Consider the following 18,764-nt stretch of genomic DNA (forward strand, 5'->3'; position numbering starts at 1 on the left):
GGCGGCGGCAACTCCGAAGAGACCGCCTAGCCGGCCTTGGCGAGCGCGACGACGGGGATGGGCCGGCCGGCGCGCTCCTCGTGCTCGGCGAAGAACGGGAACCGGTCCTTGACGGCCGCCCACGTCCGGTCGTAGTCGTCACCCTCGAGCGGCGTAGCCCGGGCCTGGAACGTGCGGCCGGGCACCTCGACCGTGACCGTCGGGTCGGCGAGCAGGTTGCGGTACCACAGCGGGTCGGCGGCCGCGCCGGCGTTCGAGGCGACCACCAGGTAGCGGTCCGGCTCGTCGATGTACATCATCGGGCTGGTCCGGCGCCGGCCGGTGCTGCGGCCGACCGTGGTCAGCAGGAGCAGCGGCCGGTCGCCCATCGAGCGCCCGCCGTCGGCCCGGAACTCCTCGATCAGCTTCGCGTTGTGGGCCAGCAGGTCGTCCGGCATCGTCACGGCGGTTCTCCTTCCAGGTAGAGCTGGGCCAGGCCGCGGGTCGTCTCGGCGAGCATCTCGCGGAGCGGCGGGGGCGCCAGCACCTCGACGTTCGCGCCGAGTTTCAGCAGCTCGGTGTGGCCGTGCTTGATCGACTCTATGGGGACCTCGGTGACCACGCGCCCCGACTCGTCGGGCTCACCGGCCCGCTCGCGGGCCACCCGGGACATCTCGGGCGGGAAGACGAAGGCCATGAAGCGCAGGGCGTCGGCCGTCATCCGGATGGTCGCGGTGCCGGTGTAGACGCTCCGCTCGTACCGCTCGGTCCACTCCTGCCAGAACGTGGCCAGGTCGAAGCCGGGCGGCCGGACCGCGGGCAGGTCGAGCACCTCGGCGTCGAGCACGCTCGCCACCCGGTAGGCGGTGATGCGGCCGTCGGGAGCGGAGGCGCGGGCCGCCACCAGGTACCACCGACCGGCCTTGAGCACCACGCCCAGCGGCGACAGCGTCCGGCTCACCTCGCGCGGGGCCTTCCACCGCCGGTAGCGCACCGACACCTGCCGCGCGTCCCACACCGCGCCGGCCAGCGCGGCCAGGTGGGGCACCGGCTCGTCGGCCCGGAACCAGCCGGGCGCGTCGAGATGAAACCGTTCGCGTACGCCGTCAGCCCGCCCCGCGAGCTCACCCGGCAGGGCCGCCCGCAGTTTGAGCTCGGCCGCCGCCAGCACCGACTTGAGCCCCAGCTCGGCGGCCGCGCCCGGGATGCCGGCCAGCACCAGGGTGGCCGCCTCGTCGCCGGTCATCCCGGTGAGCCGGGTCCGGTAGCCGTCCAGCAGCTGGTAGCCGCCGGCCGGCCCGCGGTCGGCGTAGATCGGCACCCCGGACCCGTTCAGCGACTCGACGTCGCGGTAGACGGTCCGCACCGACACCTCGAGCTCCTCGGCCAGCGCCTGCGCGGTCATCCGCCCCCGGGTCTGCAGGAGCAGCAGGAGGGAGAGCAGGCGGCCGGCGCGCATGGCCCGAACGATAGCGCCGATGACTGACAGTGGGTGTCAGTCATCGGCGCGGTGGCACGGGACGGTCAGAGCCCGATGATCCGGTTGAAGATCTCCCGGTAGCCGCGCAGCTCGACGCGCAGCTTCTCGGTGTCCTCGGTGCTCTCGCCGCCGAACTGCTCCTTCTGGCTCCGCAGGCTGGCGGTCAGCTGCTCCACGGCGTCGTCGACCAGGGTGGCCGCCTCGGCGGTGGCCTCCTTGGGGCTGTCCACGAACCGCAGCTGCACGTCGCGCCACCGGTCCTGGAAGGCCTTCGCGTCGCCGGCGTCGAAGATCGTGGTGACCGCGGGCGCGTCGACCTCACCGGGCTTGGCCGCCGTGTCCGTGCCGGGCGCGTCCGGCGCGACCGGCGCGCCGGGCACGGCCGCGGTGGTGGCGGCGGGCACCGGCTCGGGCTCGGCGACGACGACCGCGGTGTCCGTGGTCGTCACCTCGTGGGAGACAACCTTGGGGTCGTCGAAGTCGCCGCCGTCCCGGAGGGTCGCGCCCTTGCCGTCGGTGGTCTCGTCCGCGTCGGCCACCTTGGGGTCGTCGAAGTCGCCGCCGTCGCGGAGCGTCGCGCCCTTGTCGTCGGAGGTCTCGTCGTCGTCGGCCCGGTCGCCGGCGGCGGTCGGCCCGGCCCAGCCCTTCTCGGCGCTGTCGGTCGTCGGCTCGGCGACGGTGTCGGGGTCGGAGTCGGCCCGGGCGTCCGGCGCGGTGTCCGCCACCGCGTGGTCCGGCGGCGTCGGGTCCTCGATCAGCGGCTCGTCATCGGCGTCCCAGCGGTGGCTGCCGCTGGCGTCGGGTGCGGTGGTGGCGTCCGGGCCGGCGTCGTGTTCGGGGGTGCCGTCCGGCGTGGACGACCACGGTGAGTTGCCGCGTTGCTGCGGCAGCGCGACGGTGTCGGCCGACTCGGTGGCGTCATTGTGGGAGCCGCCACGCTCCTTGACGTCGACGTCCTTCGGGTCGGTCTCGTCCTTGTTCTCGTTCGTGAAGAAACGCATCACCGGCTCCTCAGCGGCTGGTGGCGTCCGGGCGCGGGCCCGTGACGTCGCTGTTGTTGACGGTCTTGGTGGTGGTGGCCGGCTGCACCGGCTCCTCGCCCAGCAGGTCGGCGAACAGCGCCCGGTAGTGCACCAGGGCCTGGCGCAGGTCTTCGGTGCTGGCCTCGCCGTTCCGGCTGCGGGTGCTGATGTCGTGGGCGTCGCGGTAGTGGCTCAGCGTGCGGGCGTGCTCGACGGAGAGGTTGGCGAGCTGGTCGTCGTAGTCGGCGGTCGGGTAGCCACGGTCGGCGACCAGCCGGGTGACCAGGTCGTCGGCGGTCGCCACGGCTTCGCCGGGGTTGTCGACGAACTGGATCTGCACTTCTTCCCAGGACTCGCGGTAGCGCGCCGAGTCTTCCGGGCTCAGGTCCTTGAGCTCCAGCTCGGCGTGCCGCTTCTGACGCTCCTGGAGCTCCTTCTCGGCGTCGGCGCGGTTGCCCGTGTCGGCGACGACGCGGTCGTATTCGGGCCCGAAAGTGCTCTGCAGCTTGCGGCGGCGGGCCGCGCGGACGGCGAAGACCGCGACCACGGCCAGCACCAGCAGGACGATGACGAGGACGATGACTTGTCCACCGGACATGGGCTCCTCCTTCTTCGCTCTGGGTATTCCCACTCAGCGGTGGTCGTCAATCCCGTCCAGCCGATGCGTTTACTTGACCTGTTCCAGAAGGAGATGGTCGGATGTCCCGATGCCGACCGCCTTTGGTCACGGACCGTTGACCAGCCACTTCGGACGGGTGACGCCGTAGTGTCGGGTTCATGCCAATCGCGCGGTGCATCCGGACCAAACGCGCGGTGCGTCGGTACAAAGCGGCGATACCGGGCAAGGCGCGGGTTCCTCGCTCCGCGTCGATTTCGTATCCTCTGCCGAGGTGCACGCTCCAACTTCAGGACGGAGTGCCGGTCCATGCCGTACCCGTCGGGCGGAGCTAGATGAAATCCCGGTACTGGTCGATCCGGTCGAAGATCATCGCGCTGGTGGTGGTGCCGCTCACGGCCCTGCTGGCGCTGTGGGTCTTCGCCACGGTGCTCACCGTCGGGCCGGCGTTCAACCTGCTGTCCGCGCAGACGCTGCTGGACACCGTCGGCCGCCCCGGTGAGGTCCTGGTCGGTGAGCTGCAGAAGGAGCGCCGGCTCGCGGTCATCCAGCTGTCCGGCGAGGGCAACGCGGTCACCCCCGCCCTCGCGGCGCAGCGGGCGGCCACCGATCGCGCGGCCGCCGACTTCCGGCGCTCGGCGGGCGGCGAGGACGCCGAGAACGCGGCCAGTGACACCCTGCGTACCCGGATCGACCAGGTTTTCGCCGACCTCGACGGCCTGCGCGCCAACCGCGCCCATATCGATGCCCGTGAGGTCGACGTGGTCGGCGCGCAGAACCTCTTCAACGGGATGATCGACGCCGGCTTCCTGATGTTCTCGGCCACCGCGTCGTTCGGCGACGACACCGTCGACCGGCAGATCCGCGCGCTCATCACGGTGGGCCGGGGCCAGGAATATCTGAGCCGCGCCGACGCCCTGCTGGCCGCCGGCAACACCCGCGGCCGGTTCGAGGCCGACGTGCACGACGACCTGGTCGCGGCCATCGTCACGTCCCGCTTCCTGCTCGCCGAGGGCATCGCCGACCTGCCGTCCAGCGACCGCACCACCTACCAGGTGCTGAGCAACTCGGCGTCCTGGAAGAAGCTCGAGGAGATGCAGTACACGCTGCTCAACCGGGCCCGGCCGGACGGCGCGCCGCCGGTCGCCGACGAGGTCTGGAAGCCGGTCTACGACACCGGGGCCCAGCAGCTGCGCGCCTTCGAGATCAACGCCACCCAGGCGCTGGCCGAGCGGTCCACCCCGGTGGCCGTGCGCGTCCTGGTCCGCCTGGGCGTGGCCGGTCTGCTCGGCCTGGGCGCGCTGGTCATCTCGATCATCGTGTCGATCCGGGTGGGCCGGTCGATCGTCGGCCGCCTGGGCCGGCTCCGCAAGGAGGCCCTGGAGTTGGCCGGCGAGCGGCTGCCCTCGGTGGTGCGCCGGCTCCAGCGCGGCGAGCCGGTCGACGTCGGCATCGAGACCCCGCCGCTGGAGTACGGGCGGGACGAGATCGGCCAGCTCGGGCGCGCGTTCAACGAGGTGCAGACCACCGCCGTGCAGTCGGCGGTCGACGAGGCCGCCGTACGCAAGGGCCTGAACGAGGTCTTCCTCAACATCGCCCGCCGCAGCCAGACGCTGCTGCACCGCCAGCTCGCGATGCTCGACAAGATGGAGCGGCGCGAGACCGAGCCGGACGAGCTCGAAGACCTCTACCGCGTCGACCACCTGGCCACCCGGATGCGGCGGCACGCCGAAGACCTGGTCATCCTGACCGGCGCGGTGCCCGGCCGGGGCTGGCGGCAGCCGGTGGCGGTGATCGACGTGATCCGCGGCGCGATCAGCGAGGTCGAGGACTACAAGCGGGTGGACATCACCACGGTGGCCGGGGCCGCGGTGGTCGGCCGGGCCGTCGGCGACGTCATCCACCTGCTGGCCGAGCTGCTCGAGAACGCGGCGTCGTTCTCGCCGCCGCAGACCCGGGTCCAGGTCACCGGCAACCTGCTGCCCAACGGGTACGCCCTGGAGATCGAGGACCGCGGCCTGGGCATGTCCCAGGAGTCGCTGGACGAGGCCAACCACAAGATGATCGAGCCGCCCGACTTCGACCCGTCGGACAGCGCCCGGCTCGGTCTGTTCGTGGTGGCGCGGCTGGCCCACCGGCACGGCATCAAGGTGTCGCTGCGCCCGTCGGCGTACTCCGGCATCGTCGCCGTCGTGCTGGTCCCGGGCGAGCTGATCACCGCCGAGCCCACCCCGCCCGGCCTGATGCCGCCGGCGCCGGTGGCCGGCGCCACGGCCTGGGAACACCCGGCCGCCGCCCTCCAGTGGGAGGACGTGGAGGCCACCCAGCCGGTGCCGCTCCAGTCGCCAGGCCCGGTGGTGCCGCGGCAGCGCGGCGCGTCCGAGCCGATCTCGTCGGCCGGCCCGCCCTTCAGCAGCAGTTCGGTCGCCGACGGCCTGTCGCCGGAAGGACTGGTACGCCGCCGGCGCAAGGCCCGGCCGGCCGCCGACGAGCCCGCGGCGGCACCGCCGGGGGAGACCACCAGGGAGGGGTTGCCCAAGCGGGTCCGTCAGGCCAATCTCGCGCCACAACTGCGCGAGGCGGCACCGGAGGACGACGCCGACACGGTGCCCACCCGGTCGCCGGACGAGATCCGCAGCATGATGTCCGCCCTCCAGCGCGGGTCAACGCGTGGCCGTCAGGCCGCCGCCGGCATCGATCCGGAACCCCGCCCACCCGCCCTCGACAACGCTTTGGATGAAGCGGCTACCGTCAATCTCCCGGTGGTACGCGACGAGAAGGACGCATAAGTGGCACAAGCGAAGCAAGGCGCGAACCTCACCTGGCTCCTCGACGAGCTCCTGGAGCGCGTGCCGCCGGCGAAGCAGGCTGTGGTGCTGTCCGCGGACGGGCTGATGATGGGCTCGTCAACCGGCATGGCCCGGGACGCGGCCGAACACCTGTCCGCGATGGCGGCGGGCTTCCAGAGCCTCGCCAAGGGCGCGAGCCGGCACTTCCGGGCGGGTCCGGTGCGGCAGACCGTGATCGAGATGGACAGTGCCTTCCTCGTCGTCACGGCCGCCGGGCAGGGCGCCTGCCTGGCCGTGCTGGCCGCCAGCGACGCCGACCTGGGCGTGCTGGCGTACGAGATGGCGATGCTCGTCACCCGGGTCGGCGAGTTCATGCAGGCGCCGACCCGGTCACCGCTGGACGGGTGACGATGGCCGATCCGCTGCGCGCGCCGCACGACTGGCTCGACCGCGAGGCCGGGCCGGTGGTGCGCCCGTACGCGGTCACCCAGGGCCGGGTGGCGCCGTCGGCGACCGAGTACGACCTGGTCGCCTTCGTCGAGTCGACCGGCGCGGCCGACGCCGCGCCGGGCATGCACCTCCAGCCCGAACACCACGCGATCGTGTCCGCCTGCTGGGACCCGGTGACCGTGGTCGAGCTGGCCTCCCGGCTCGACCTGTCGATCGGTGTTCTGCGTGTCCTGCTGGGTGATCTACGCTCGGCGGGTCTGATCTCCCTGTCCCAGCCCGCGGCGGCCGAGCAGCCGCCCGACGTCGACGTTCTCAAGGCGGTTGTCCATGGTCTCCGAGCGCTCTGACGGCTCGCGTGTCCCGGTTGCGCTCAAGATTCTGATCGCCGGTGGTTTCGGTGTCGGCAAGACCACCCTGGTGTCGTCGGTCAGCGAGATCCGGCCGTTACAGACCGAGGAGGTCCTGTCCGGCGGCGACGACGCCGACGACACCGGTCTGGTCGAGGGCAAGACCACGACGACGGTGACGATGGACTTCGGACGCATCACGATCACCGACGACCTGCTGCTCTATCTGTTCGGCACGCCCGGCCAGGACCGCTTCTGGTTCCTCTGGGACGAGCTGTCGCAGGGCGCGCTGGGCGCGGTGGTGCTGGCCGACACCCGCCGGCTGGCCGACTGCTTCCCGTCGATCGACTACTTCGAGCAGCGTGGCACCCCGTTCGTGGTCGGCGTGAACACGTTCGACCAGGACAAGCGGTTCACCCCCGACGCGGTGGCCGGGGCGCTCGACCTCGACCCCGGTGTGCCGGTGGTGCTCTGCGACGCGCGTGACGCCTCGTCGGCCCGCAACGTGCTGATCGAGCTGGTCGAGTACGTCGCCCGTAAGCAGCTGACCAGCGCCGGCCGCCGGTAGCCGGCCGGTGGAGCTCCTGTACGTCGGCAGCTACACCGGCGAGAGCGGCGGCCGGGGCGAGGGCATCACGCTGCTCCGCCGCGACCCGGCCACCGGCGAGCTGTCCGGCGCCGGCCTGGCCGCCCGCACCCGGTCGCCGTCCTTCCTGGCCCGGCACCCGGTGCTGCCGGTGCTGTACGCCGCCAACGAGCTCGAGGCCGGCACGGTCTCGGCGTTCGCGGTCGGTCCGGATGGCGCGCTGACGCCGCTCGGGGCGGCGGGCACCGGCGGCGGACACCCGTGCCACGTGGCGGTCACCCCGGACGGCCACCATCTGGTCGCGGCCAACTACACCAGCGGCAGCGTCTCGGTGCACCCGCTGGACGCCGAGGGGCGGCCGGGCGAGCGGACGGATCTGGTCCATCTCGAGGGTCAGGGCCCCGACCCCGAGCGGCAGAAGGGCCCGCACGCGCACATGGTGTCGCCGGACGCGACCGGCCATGTGCTGATCGCCGATCTCGGCTCGGACCGGGTCTGGCGGGCCCGTCTCGACCCGCTGAGCGGTCGCCTGCTCGATCTTTCGCCCGCGATCGTGACCGCGCCCGGCTTCGGGCCACGACACCTTCTGCGTACGCCGGACGGCGCCGTCCTGGTCGCCGGTGAGCTGTCGGCCGAGCTGAGCTGGCACCGGCCCGGTCCCGGCGGCCTGGAGCCCGTGGGCGCCGTCCCGGCCACGTCGGCGACCGGCGAGGCGTACCCGTCGGAGGTCACCGGTGGCCCGGACGGCCGCTTCGTCTATCTGGCGACCCGCGGCCCCGACACCGTGACGGTGTTCGGCTGGGACGGCGAGCGGGCCACCCGGCTCGGCGAGACGCCCACCGGCGGGGTGTGGCCCCGTCATCTCACGGTGGCCGGCGACCACCTCTATGTAGCCAACGAGCGTTCACACACCGTGACGATCTTCCACATCGACGCGGCCGACGGGTTGCTCCGTGACCAGGATGCGCCGACGGCTGTGCCGAGTCCCACCTGCGTGCTTCGCTGGCTTCCGATCTAACCTTTACGGGCGCTTAAGTCGTCTACGGGTTGCCACGGTCCGATCACATTGAGTTGAAATCGTGACAGTAATTTTCGATGTGAGTAACTTTCGTCCGAACGTGTATGGCATTCGGTCTCTCCTATGCGCAGTATGGAGCCCGTGTCAGGACGCCATCGCCGAAACTTCAATCTCAGGGGCGCCGGGGTCATCGGAGCCGCGATGGCGATCATCGTCGTCCTCACCGGTTCCTACTTCGGTTACCAGCAGCTCACCGACAAGGGGTGTACCGGTCAGATTCCGCTGAACGTCGCCGCCGCCCCGGAAATCGCCGGGGCGATCGAACAGGCTGCCCAGCAATGGGTGACCGACGGCGCCAACGTCAACGGGACATGTGTCGCCGTCAACGTCTCCGGGGTCAACCCGGCGACGATGGCCGCCGCCGTGGCCCGCGAGCACGGTGTCACGATCAACGGGCTCGGCAACGCCCCGCAGTCGGTGACCGTGCCGGACGTCTGGGTCTCCGACTCACAGACCTGGCTGCTCCGCCTCAAGAAGGAGGCGTCGGGCTTCACGCCGTCCGACGGCACGCCGATCGCGCAGAGCCCGATCGTGGTGGCCATGCCCACCCCGGTGGCCGAGGGCCGGTTCGGCTGGCCCAACCGCAAGCTGACCTGGAAAGACCTGCTCGGCAAGATGCTGACCGACACCAACATCCGCACCGGCATCGTCGACCCGAACCGGGACGCGGCCGGTCTGGCCGGTCTGCTGGCCCTCGGGGCCTCGGCCGGTGAGGGCGCGCAGGCGCAGCAGGCCAAGGTCGGCGCGCTCCGCGCGCTGGCTCTGGGCAGTTCGGCGCTTCGTGACGACCTGCTCCAGAAGTTCCCGCGGTCGGCCGGTGAGGCCGATCTCTCGAGCTCGCTGAGCGCCGCGCCGCTGTCCGAAGAAGACGTGATCGCGTTCAACGCCGAGCAGCCGGCCGTGCAACTGGCCGCGCTCTACCTCGACCCGTCCCCACCGGGACTGAGCTACCCGTTCGCGATCATGCCGGGGGTCGACCTGCAGCGGCAGGCCGCGGCCACCGGCCTGCGCGGGCAGCTGTCCGGCGCGAACTTCAAGAATCTGCTGGCCAAGGCCGGTCTCCGCGGGCCGGACGGCACGGTCGGCGACGGCTTCAGCATGCCGGTGGGCGCTCCGGCGGCCAGCAAGGCCGCTTCGGCCCCGGCCGACCCCTCCAAGGGCGGCGCGGCCGCGTCCGGCGTCGACGCCGGCGCGATCAGCCAGGCTCTGGGTAGCTGGTCGGCGATCACGCTGCCCGGCCGCGCGCTCGCCGTGTTCGACGTCTCGGGCTCGATGAAGAAGCCGGTGCCGACCGCGCGGGGCCTCAGCCGCGCCGCCGTCACGCAGAAGGCCGCGCAGCAGGGTCTCAGTCTCTTCGACGACAAGTGGTCGGTCGGCGTGTGGGTGTTCTCCACCGACATGGTCGGCAAGCGACCGTACAAGGAGATCGTGCCGATCAGCCCGCTCACCTCGTCGCGTCAGGAACTCCTCCAGGCCACCGGGGCGATCGTGCCGAAGGACGGTGGCGACACCGGTCTCTACGACACCGCGCTGGCGGCCTACAAAGAGGTCCAGAACGACTGGGTCGACGGCCGGATCAACTCGGTGCTGCTGTTCACCGACGGCGAGAACGACAACCCGGGCGGGCTCGAGCTGCCGCAGCTGGTGGACGCCCTGAAGAAGGCGAACGACCCGAAGCGCCCGGTCCGCATGGTCATCATCGGCATCGGCGGCGAGGTCAACCGCAAGGAGCTGGAGGCGATCACCAACGCGACCAGCGCCGGCGGCGTCTTCATCGCCCCCGACCCGGCCAAGATCAGCGACATCTTCCTCGAGGCCATCTCCAGCCGGAACGGCGCCAACGGGTAAAAAGTTACGAACTGCGAGCCGCTGCGGGACCGAGCGGAGCGAGGCCATTCAACTCAGCCATTCAGCTCAGCCGGACCAGTCCAGGACGACGGCCACGGCGTCGTCGTCCAGGTCGGCCTCGCCGAGGTGGATGCGCAGGTCGCCGAGCAGCGACCGCACCGCCTCGAGCGGGGCCATCGGCCCGATCCGGCGCAGGAAACGGCCCAGCGCCACGTTGCCGTAGGCCGCGGCCTCGGTGATGCCGTCGCTGACGACCAGCAGCCGGTCGCCCGGGCGCAGCTGAACCTTCTCGGGGTGGTACTCGGTGCTCTCGAACATGCCGAGCGGGAACTGCGCCTCGAAGTCCTGGGTGCGGGCCTCGCCGTCGCGCAGCACCATCAGCGTCGGTGAGCCGGCGTCCACCGCGGTCAGCTCGCCCGACCTGAGGTCCAGTTCCAGGAGCAGGGCGGAGACGTGCCACGCGCCCGCGTGCTGGGCGAAGATGGCCTGGTCGGCGAGGGCGGCCTGGTCGGCCAGGGGCAACCCGGCCCGGCGCGCGTTGCGCAGGGCGTAGGTGGCCAGCGAGGTGAGCAGCGCGGCGGTCATGCCCTCGCCCATCCCGTTCAGCACGGCCAGGGACAGCCGCCCGTCGTCCTCGGCCCAGTCGAAGCTGTCGCCGTTCACCGCGTACGACGGCTCGAGCTGTCCGGCCAGGCCGAACGAGGGCCGGATCCGGCACCGCCCGGGCAGCAGCTCCCACTGCATCTCGGCGGCCAGGGTCAGCCGCCGGGTCCGCGCCGCCATCGTGTAGCGGTCGGTGCCGACGACCGCCGCCTGGAGCTCGTGTCCCAGCGCGAGGGCCAGCTCGGCCAGCTCGGCGCGGTCCTCGGCCGGGTCGGGGGCGGGCCGGCAGCGGAGCACCCCGATCCGTTCGCCGCGCACGTTCACCGGCAGGTGCAGGACGCTGCCGGCCAGCACCTCGGTCTGGTGGTCGAAGCAGCGCCAGGCCGGATCGCCCGGCCGGGTCACCGGCGCGCCCCCGGCCAGCGGCAGCAGGGCGGCCAGCCGGTAGTCGACGAGCAGCAGGTCCGCGTCCTCGATGCCGTACTCGGCCCGGAGCGCGTCGGTCATCGCCTCCACGACCCGGTCGGCCGGAGCGCCGGTCAGCGCCCGCCGGACGGACACACTTCGCCTGGACACGGTTTCATCCCTTCGGCTGCGTGGACGGTACGGGTAGTGTCCGAGGCACCATGGGCGAACACCATGGGCCGGTCGTACCGGACCCGATGCGCGCCGCGGCGCTTGATGACGCCGCGCAAACCTTGCTGGCCACCTGGGAGGCGGCCCGCGAACAGAGCACGCCCCGGTTGTCCGCGGCGCAGTTGAACGCGCTGATCGTGGTCGAGAAGGACGAGGGCATCAATCTGCGTACGCTGGCCGGCCGGTTACGCATGATTCTGTCCTCGGCGAGCCGGCTGTGTGACCGGTTGGTGGCCGCCGGCCTGGTCGATCGGGCGCCCGGGCGCATCGACCGTCGTGAGATCGCGCTGTACCTGACACCGTACTCGCGGCAGCTGCTCGACGAGCTCCGCGCGTCCCGGCTGGCGCTGCTGGGCTCGGCGCTCGACCGGATGTCCCCGGCGGGCCGGGCGGCGCTGGTCCGCGGCCTGTCCGAGTTCGCGGTGGCCGCCGCGGAGAGCCCGAGCGACACGTCCCGGCGCACGGCCTGAAACTACGTCGTCCGGGTCAGGAATGTCGCGGGGTCGTCGAGGATCGACCGGATCACCGACTCGGCCGCGCCCCGCATGGCCGCGTCGGCGCCCAGGGCCGCCGCCCGCAGCGTGACCGGGGCCAGGCCGGCGGTCAGCACCCGCCGGCCCAGTTCGTGCTCGATCGACGGCCGTAACCGGGGGAGCAGCGGGCCGTAGATGCCGCCGAGCACGATGGTGTCCAGGTCGAGCAGGTTGATCACGCCGGCCAGCGCGATGCCCAGGGCGGCGCCGGCCTCGCCCAGGTCGGCGTCGTCCGGCAGGCCGGCGAGCGTCGCCGCGCCGGCCGCCCGGAGCAGCGCTTCCTGGCCGGCGTACTGCTCGAGGCAGCCCCGCGCCCCGCACCGGCAGGGCCGGCCGTCCGGATGCACCGGCAGGTGGCCGATCTCGCCGCTCCAGCCGCGTACCCCTCGGTAGAGCGCGCCGTCGAGCACCAGGCCCGCGCCGATGCCGATCTCGCCGGACACGTAGCCGAAGGTCGGGCGGCCCCCGGCCGCGCGCAGCTCGCTCAGCGCGGCCAGGTTGGCCTCGTTCTCCACGGCCACCGGCAGGCCCAGCGCCTCGCTCAGGTAGCGGCCGGCGTCGACGTCCTGCCAGCCCAGGTTGGGGGCGACCCGCACGATCCCGTCCGCGGAGACCAGCCCGGGAACGGCCAGCGCGGCGCCGGACACGCCGCCGGCCGGGGTCAGCCGGACGAGCCGGGCGAGCGTCTCCTCCCACGAACTGCTCCGTTGGTCGGCGTGCGCGACGACCCGGTGGCGGACCTGACCGGTGAGATCGATCACGCAGGCGGCCAGGTAGTCGACGTTGATCTCGAGGCCGAGCCCGAAGGCGCCGTCCGGGGCGAGCGCGAGGCCCGCGGCGGGCCGCCCGGCGCCGGACCGTGGCGCCGGCTCGCGCTCGACCAGCAGCCCGCGGACGATGAGGTCGTCGACGAGCGCCGAGACGGTGGCCCGGGTGAGCCCGGTGGCCGCCGAGGTGGAGGCCCGTGAGATCGGATTTTCGCTGGTCGCGACGGTTTGCAGGACGAGCGCGAGATTATGGGCGCGGACGCTGGACTGGCGCACGGGGACCGTCGAGGAGGCCTGGATGCGCGCGGTCACGCCCTTGACATTGCCATACCGCGCTCAAATAATTCAACCATTGAACAAATCCACGACGTTTCCCGGAGGTAACCGTGTCGCTCCAACCCACCCGCGAGGACAAGTTCTCATTCGGCCTGTGGACCATCGGGTGGCGGGCCCGCGACGCCTTCGGTGAGGCGTCCCGCCCCAAGCTCGACCCGATCGAGGGTGTGCACAAGCTCGCCGAGCTCGGCGCGTACGGCATCACGTTCCACGACGACGACCTGGTGCCCTTCGGCTCGGACGCGGTGACCCGGGACGGGATCATCGCCGGCTTCAAGAAGGCGCTGGAGGAGACCGGCATCGTCGTCCCGATGGTGACCACCAACACCTTCGAGCACCCGCTGTTCAAGGACGGCGCGTTCACCAGCAACGACCGTTCGGTCCGGCGGTACGCGCTGCGCAAGATCCTCCGCCAGGTCGACCTCGCCGCCGAGCTGGGCGCCAAGACCTTCGTGCTCTGGGGTGGCCGTGAGGGCTCCGAGTACGACGTGGCCAAGGACATCTACGCCGCCCTCGACCGCTACCGCGAGGGCCTCAACCTGATCGCGCAGTACTCCGAGGACAAGAACTACGGTCTCCGGTTCGCCATCGAGCCCAAGCCGAACGAGCCTCGCGGCGACATCCTGCTGCCCACCGCCGGCCACGCCATCGCCTTCACCCAGGAGCTGGAGCGGCCCGAGCTGTTCGGGATCAACCCCGAGGTCGGCCACGAGCAGATGTCCAACCTCAACTACACCCACGCCATCGCCCAGGCGCTGTGGCACGACAAGCTGTTCCACATCGACCTCAATGGCCAGCACGGCCCCAAGTTCGACCAGGACCTGGTCTTCGGTCACGGCGACCTGCTCAACGCGTTCTCCCTGGTCGACCTGCTCGAGAACGGCAGCTGGGGCGGCGGCCGAGGCTACGACGGCCCGCGCCACTTCGACTACAAGCCGTCGCGCACCGAGGACTTCGCCGGCGTGTGGGACTCGGCGGCCGCCAACATGCGGATGTACCTGCTGCTCAAGGAGCGTGCCGCGGAGTTCCGGGCCGACCCGGCGGTGCAGGAGGCGCTGGCGTACAGCAAGGTCAAGGACCTGTCCACGCCGACCCTGAACCCCGGCGAGACGTACGCCGACCTGCTGGCCGACCGCAGCGCCTGGGAAGACTTCGACGCCGACGCGGCCGGCGCACAGGGATACGGATTCGTGAAGTTGCATCAGCTCGCCATCGACCACGTTGTCAGGGCAAGCTGAGCTCATGAGTTTGATCGCCGGAATCGACAGCTCCACCCAGTCCTGCAAGGTCGTGATCCGCGATGCCGAGACCGGGAAACTGGTCCGGCAAGGACGCGCGAGTCACCCGGACGGCACCGAGGTGCATCCGGAGGCCTGGTGGACCGCGCTTCAGCAGGCCATCGAGGAGGCCGGCGGGCTCGACGACGTCGCCGCCGCCTCGGTCGCCGGCCAGCAGCACGGCATGGTGGTGCTCGACGAGAACGGCGAGGTGGTCCGCCCGGCGCTGCTGTGGAACGACACCCGCAGCGCCGGGGCGGCCTCCGAACTGATCAAGGAGCTGGGCGGGCCGCAGGAGTGGGTCGACGCGGTCGGCATCGTGCCGGTGGCCAGCTTCACCCTGACCAAGCTGCGCTGGCTGGCCCGCAACGAACCCGAGAACGCGGAGCGGGTCGCCGCCGTGTGCCTGCCGCACGACTGGCTCACCTGGAAGCTCAGCGGCGCGACCGGGCTCGACACGCTGCGCACCGACCGCAGCGACGCCAGCGGCACCCTCTACTGGTCCGCCGAGCACAACGCGTACCGTCCCGACCTGCTCGAACTCGGCTTCGGCCGGGCCATCCGGACGCCCGAGGTGCTCGGCCCGACCGGCATCGCCGGACACCTGCCCAACGGCGCGCCGCTCGGCCCCGGCGCCGGCGACAACGCGGCGGCCGGCCTCGGCGCGGGCGCCCAGCCCGGCGACGTGGTGATCTCGATCGGCACGTCCGGCACGGTCTTCGTGTCCAGCGACGTGGCCCCCAACGACCCGACCGGCACGGTGGCCGGGTTCGCCGACTGCACCGGCCGCTTCCTGCCGATCGTGGTGACGCTGAACGCGGCCCGGGTGCTGGACGCGGCGGCCAAGCTGCTGGGCGTCGACCACGACGAGCTGTCCCGCCTCGCGCTGTCCGCCCCGGCCGGCGCCGACGGCCTGGTGCTCATCCCCTACCTCGAGGGCGAGCGCACGCCGAACCGGCCGCGGGCCACCGGCGCCATCCACGGCCTCACCCTGCGTACGTCCGACCCGGCGCACCTGGCCCGGGCCGCCGTCGAGGGCATGCTCTGCGCGCTCGCCGACGGCCTGAACGCGCTCGAGCGCAACGGCTCCACGGCCAACCGGATCGTCCTGGTCGGCGGCGGCGCGCGCAGCGACGCGGTCCGCCGGATCGCCCCGGCCCTGTTCGGCCTGCCGGTGCTGGTCCCGCCGCCCGGCGAATACGTCGCCGACGGCGCGGCCCGTCAGGCCGCCTGGGTCACCGCGGGCGGGGCGGCGCCGCCGTCGTGGTCGGCCGAGACCCCCGAGGTGTACGAGGACACGAGCGTCCCGCTCATCCGCGAGCAGTACGCGGCCGCCCGCGACGCGGTGATCGACCGGAGGGACGGCTAACCTCTTCCCGTGACCTTGCGAGGCGGGACGGCGCATCGCGCGTACAGCGTGGTCGTGTTTGTCATCCTCGCGTCGCTGGACAACGTGGCCATCGGGCTGGTGCCGCCGCTCTACGGCTTCATCGGCTCCGACCTCGGCGTCGGCGAGGGCCGCATAGCGCTCGCCACCACGGTGATGTTCCTGGTCAGCGCGGTGGCGGCGATCGGCTTCGCCTACATCGGGGACCGCACCGACCGCAAGCCGGTGCTGCTGATCGGCACGGTCGTCTGGGTCGCCGGCACGGTCTGGTCGGGGTTGTCGGAAAGCTACCCGGCCTTCCTCGGCTCCCAGGTGCTGGCCGCGTTCGGGCTGGGCGCGGTCGCCTCGGTCAGCTTCGCCGTGGTCAGCGACCTGATCTCGCCCAAGCGCCGCGGCCTGGTGATGAGCTTCTGGGGGCTGTCGCAGGGTGTCGGCACGATCGCCGGGACGATGGTCGGCGGGCTGCTCGGCCACGACGACTGGCGGCGGCCGTTCCTGGTCACGGCCGGTGCCGGGGTGATCGCCGGGCTGGCCTACCTGTTCACCTACAACGTGCCGCGCGGCGAGAGCCAGCCGGAACTGGCCGGCATCGACTACGACGAGCGGATCCACCACGACCACCTGCCGGTGATCCTGCGCCGGCGTACCAATGTGTGGCTGATTTTGCAGGGTTTCTCGGCCCAGGTGGCGTTCGGGTCGCTGGTCTGGCTGCCGGTGCTGTTCCGGGCCCGGGCCGAAGACCAGGGCTACACGGCGAGTACGGCCGTGCTGGTCGGCAGCATCTTCGCGACCATCTTCCAGGCCGGCGGGGCGCTGTCCATCCTGGGCGGCCTGGCCGGCGACCGGTTGCAGCGGCGCACCCCGCGCGGGCGGGCCCTGGTGTCGGCCGTGGGCATCCTCGCCGCCGTGCCGTTCTACGTGGTGCTGTTCTTCGTGCCGATGCGGATCAACGTCCCGGACGGCGCCGGGTCGGGCGAGATCATCCCGGCCGTGCTGAAGAACGTCTTCACCGAGCCCACGGTGGCCGCCTGTCTCGCCACCGCGATCTTCGCCCTGGCCCTGACCTCGGCGAACTCGCCGAACTGGTTCGCCATGATCGGTGACGTGAACCCGCCCGAACACCGTGGCACCGTCTACAGCCTCGGCAACCTGGTCAACGGCTTCGGCCGGGCCGGCGGCAACGCCCTGGTCGGTGTCGCCTTCCGCGGCCTCTCCGGCGCGTTCCCGCCGCCGCTCAACTATGCCGTCGGGCTGGCCGCGTTCCAGTTCTTCTTCATACCCACCGGCGTCATGTACTGGCTGGCCAGCCGCACCGTGGCCAAGGACATGGCGGACACGCACGAGGCGCTGCTGGCCGCGCGCGCGTCCGCCCTGTCGCCGTCAGACGGTGAACCAGACGGTGACGTCGGTGGGGACCCGGCCGTCGGCGTCGAGGGGCTCGCTGCTCAGGAGGACACCCGCGCCGACCGGTAGCGCGACCGGGCTCTCGTCGAAGTTGGTCAGCACCCGCACGTCGCCGTTCCGGAACGAGCTCGAGTCGTCCCAGGTCATCGTGCCGGTGCCGAGGGAATACGACCGCCGCAGGCGCAGGGCCGAGCGATAGAGCTCCAGGGTCGATCCGGGTACGCCGACCTGACGGTCCCGCGCGTACTCGGCCCAGACCGGCGGCTGGGGCAGCCAGCTGTGGTCCGAGGGGCCGAAGCCGTACGACGGGGCGTCCGCCTCCCACGGGATCGGCACCCGGCAGCCGTCCCGGCCGCGCTCGGCGCCGTTCGACCGGAACCAGGTCGGGTCCTGCCGAGCCTCGTCCGGGATCTCGGTGGCGTCCGGCAGCCCCAGCTCCTCGCCCTGGTAGAGGTACGCCGACCCGGGCAGCGCCAGCATCCGCAGGGTGGCCGCGCGGGCCCGGCGCAGGCCGAGGGCCGCGTCCGGCTGCGGGTCGCCGGGGCCGATGCCGCTGAGCTGCTTGAGCGGCTCCCGGTAGCCCAGCCGGCTGGTGTGCCGGAGCACGTCGTGGTTGGACAGCACCCAGGTGGTGATCGCCCCGACGGTGGCGTTGGTGGCCAGCGACTGCTCGATCACCTCGCGCTGGTCGTCGGCCGTCCAGGCGGCGAACAGGAACGGGAAGTTGAAGGCCTGGTGCATCTCGTCGGGCCGCACGTACCGGGCGATCCGCTCGACCGGCTGCACCCAGGCCTCGGCGACCAGCATCCGGTCCGGCCCGTACGAGTCGAGCACCGCCCGCCACTGCCGGTAGATCTCGTGCACGCCCTCCTGGTCCCACATCGGCGGCAGGTTGTCGGCCGGCGGCACCGACCACGGCCCGAAGTCCGGGTAGTCCCAGTCGGCCAGGTCGCGGTCCTTGACCAGCCCGTGCGCCACGTCGACGCGGAAGCCGTCCACGCCCCGGTCCAGCCAGAACCGCAGGATCCCGACGAACTCCTCCCGGACCTCGGGGTTGTCCCAGTCGAGGTCGGGCTGGGTGACGTCGAACAGGTGCAGGTACCACTGGCCGGGCGTGCCGTCCGGCTCGGTCACCCGGGTCCAGGCCGGCCCGCCGAACGTGCTCCGCCAGGTGTTCGGCGGCTCCTCCCCGCCCGGTCCGCGACCGTCCCGGAAGAGGTAGCGCGCGCGTTCCGGGCTGCCCGGCGCCGCGGCCAGCGCCGCCCGGAACCACTCGTGCTCGCTGGACGTGTGGTTCGGCACCAGGTCGACGATCACCCGCAGGCCCCGGGCGTGCGCCTCGGTGATCATCTCGTCCGCGTCGGCCAGGGTGCCGAACAGCGGGTCGACGTCGCGGTAGTCGGCCACGTCGTACCCGGCGTCGTTCTGCGGGCTGGTGTAGAACGGCGACAGCCAGATCGCGTCCACGCCGAGTTCGCGCAGGTCGGCGAGGCGGGACGTGATGCCGGGCAGGTCGCCCATGCCGTCGCCGTCCGAGTCGGCGAACGATCGGGGATAGACCTGGTAGATGACGGCGTCGTGCCACCAGAGGTGGGTGTCAGCAGGCATTGACCCACGCTATCCGGC

General features: G+C 72.0%; 17 protein-coding genes. 10 read left to right on the plus strand and 7 right to left on the minus strand.

Going from position 1 to position 18,764, the window contains the following annotated elements:
- Window positions 1–26 precede the first annotated feature (26 nt).
- The 4 genes from AB0O15_RS40520 to AB0O15_RS40535 form a co-directional block, all read right to left on the minus strand.
- Window positions 27–437, minus strand: a complete 411-nt coding sequence (locus tag AB0O15_RS40520) for a nitroreductase/quinone reductase family protein (protein WP_364331189.1) — start codon at window positions 435–437, stop codon at window positions 27–29.
- A gap of 2 nt (window positions 438–439) precedes the next feature.
- On the minus strand, window positions 440–1,438 hold the full coding sequence (locus AB0O15_RS40525) for a WYL domain-containing protein (RefSeq protein WP_364330873.1): 999 nt from the start codon (window positions 1,436–1,438) through the stop codon (window positions 440–442).
- 65 nt (window positions 1,439–1,503) lie between these two features.
- On the minus strand, window positions 1,504–2,460 hold the full coding sequence (locus tag AB0O15_RS40530) for a hypothetical protein (protein ID WP_364330876.1): 957 nt from the start codon (window positions 2,458–2,460) through the stop codon (window positions 1,504–1,506).
- Window positions 2,461–2,470: 10 nt separating this feature from the next.
- Window positions 2,471–3,079: a hypothetical protein gene (locus AB0O15_RS40535; protein ID WP_364330879.1), complete on the minus strand. Its 609-nt coding sequence runs from the start codon at window positions 3,077–3,079 to the stop codon at window positions 2,471–2,473.
- A 353-nt stretch (window positions 3,080–3,432) separates the two neighbouring features.
- Here AB0O15_RS40535 and AB0O15_RS40540 point away from each other — a divergent pair, with 353 nt between their 5' ends.
- The 6 genes from AB0O15_RS40540 (at window position 3,433) to AB0O15_RS40565 (ending at window position 10,195) form a co-directional block, all read left to right on the plus strand.
- Entirely contained in the window at window positions 3,433–5,886 is a 2,454-nt protein-coding gene (locus tag AB0O15_RS40540; protein ID WP_364330881.1) for a nitrate- and nitrite sensing domain-containing protein, read from the plus strand.
- A complete protein-coding gene (locus tag AB0O15_RS40545) occupies window positions 5,887–6,294 on the plus strand; it encodes a roadblock/LC7 domain-containing protein (protein WP_364330884.1) in 408 nt (135 codons plus the stop codon).
- Window positions 6,295–6,296: 2 nt separating this feature from the next.
- Window positions 6,297–6,683, plus strand: coding sequence for a DUF742 domain-containing protein (locus AB0O15_RS40550; RefSeq protein WP_364331192.1), 387 nt, complete (start codon window positions 6,297–6,299; stop codon window positions 6,681–6,683).
- Window positions 6,664–7,251: an ATP/GTP-binding protein gene (locus AB0O15_RS40555; RefSeq protein WP_364330887.1), complete on the plus strand. Its 588-nt coding sequence runs from the start codon at window positions 6,664–6,666 to the stop codon at window positions 7,249–7,251. The genes AB0O15_RS40550 and AB0O15_RS40555 overlap by 20 nt, the downstream gene beginning before the upstream one ends.
- A gap of 7 nt (window positions 7,252–7,258) precedes the next feature.
- Window positions 7,259–8,287, plus strand: coding sequence for a lactonase family protein (locus AB0O15_RS40560; protein WP_364330889.1), 1,029 nt, complete (start codon window positions 7,259–7,261; stop codon window positions 8,285–8,287).
- A gap of 201 nt (window positions 8,288–8,488) precedes the next feature.
- Window positions 8,489–10,195, plus strand: a complete 1,707-nt coding sequence (locus AB0O15_RS40565) for a VWA domain-containing protein (RefSeq protein ID WP_364330892.1) — start codon at window positions 8,489–8,491, stop codon at window positions 10,193–10,195.
- Window positions 10,196–10,261: 66 nt separating this feature from the next.
- Here the strand turns inward: AB0O15_RS40565 and AB0O15_RS40570 are convergent, their stop codons facing one another.
- Complete coding sequence (locus tag AB0O15_RS40570; protein WP_364330894.1) at window positions 10,262–11,374, minus strand: PP2C family protein-serine/threonine phosphatase; 1,113 nt, start codon at window positions 11,372–11,374, stop codon at window positions 10,262–10,264.
- A 50-nt stretch (window positions 11,375–11,424) separates the two neighbouring features.
- On the opposite strand from AB0O15_RS40570, the gene AB0O15_RS40575 reads away from it, so the two are divergent.
- The gene (locus tag AB0O15_RS40575) at window positions 11,425–11,904 is read left to right on the plus strand and encodes a MarR family transcriptional regulator (RefSeq protein ID WP_364330897.1); all 480 of its coding nucleotides are present in this window, start codon (window positions 11,425–11,427) and stop codon (window positions 11,902–11,904) included.
- Between the two features lie 2 nt (window positions 11,905–11,906).
- Here the strand turns inward: AB0O15_RS40575 and AB0O15_RS40580 are convergent, their stop codons facing one another.
- A complete protein-coding gene (locus AB0O15_RS40580; RefSeq protein WP_364330900.1) occupies window positions 11,907–13,046 on the minus strand; it encodes an ROK family protein in 1,140 nt (379 codons plus the stop codon).
- A 74-nt stretch (window positions 13,047–13,120) separates the two neighbouring features.
- Between AB0O15_RS40580 and xylA the strand changes: the two genes are divergently transcribed.
- The 3 genes from xylA to AB0O15_RS40595 are packed head-to-tail and all read left to right on the plus strand — an operon-like array spanning window position 13,121 to window position 17,207.
- Entirely contained in the window at window positions 13,121–14,308 is a 1,188-nt protein-coding gene (gene xylA / locus AB0O15_RS40585) for a xylose isomerase (RefSeq protein WP_364330903.1), read from the plus strand.
- Between the two features lie 4 nt (window positions 14,309–14,312).
- Window positions 14,313–15,716, plus strand: a complete 1,404-nt coding sequence (gene xylB, locus AB0O15_RS40590) for a xylulokinase (protein ID WP_364330905.1) — start codon at window positions 14,313–14,315, stop codon at window positions 15,714–15,716.
- 9 nt (window positions 15,717–15,725) lie between these two features.
- Window positions 15,726–17,207 (plus strand): MFS transporter, encoded by a 1,482-nt coding sequence (locus AB0O15_RS40595; protein ID WP_364330907.1) that lies wholly within the window; start codon window positions 15,726–15,728, stop codon window positions 17,205–17,207.
- On the opposite strand, the gene AB0O15_RS40600 is transcribed toward AB0O15_RS40595, so the two are convergent.
- The gene (locus tag AB0O15_RS40600) at window positions 17,115–18,746 is read right to left on the minus strand and encodes a glycoside hydrolase family 13 protein (protein WP_364330910.1); all 1,632 of its coding nucleotides are present in this window, start codon (window positions 18,744–18,746) and stop codon (window positions 17,115–17,117) included. The genes AB0O15_RS40595 and AB0O15_RS40600 overlap by 93 nt on opposite strands.
- Window positions 18,747–18,764 lie beyond the last annotated feature (18 nt).

Source organism: Actinoplanes sp. NPDC089786 (assembly GCF_040684855.1).
In the GTDB taxonomy this organism is placed as follows: Bacteria; Actinomycetota; Actinomycetes; order Mycobacteriales; family Micromonosporaceae; genus Actinoplanes.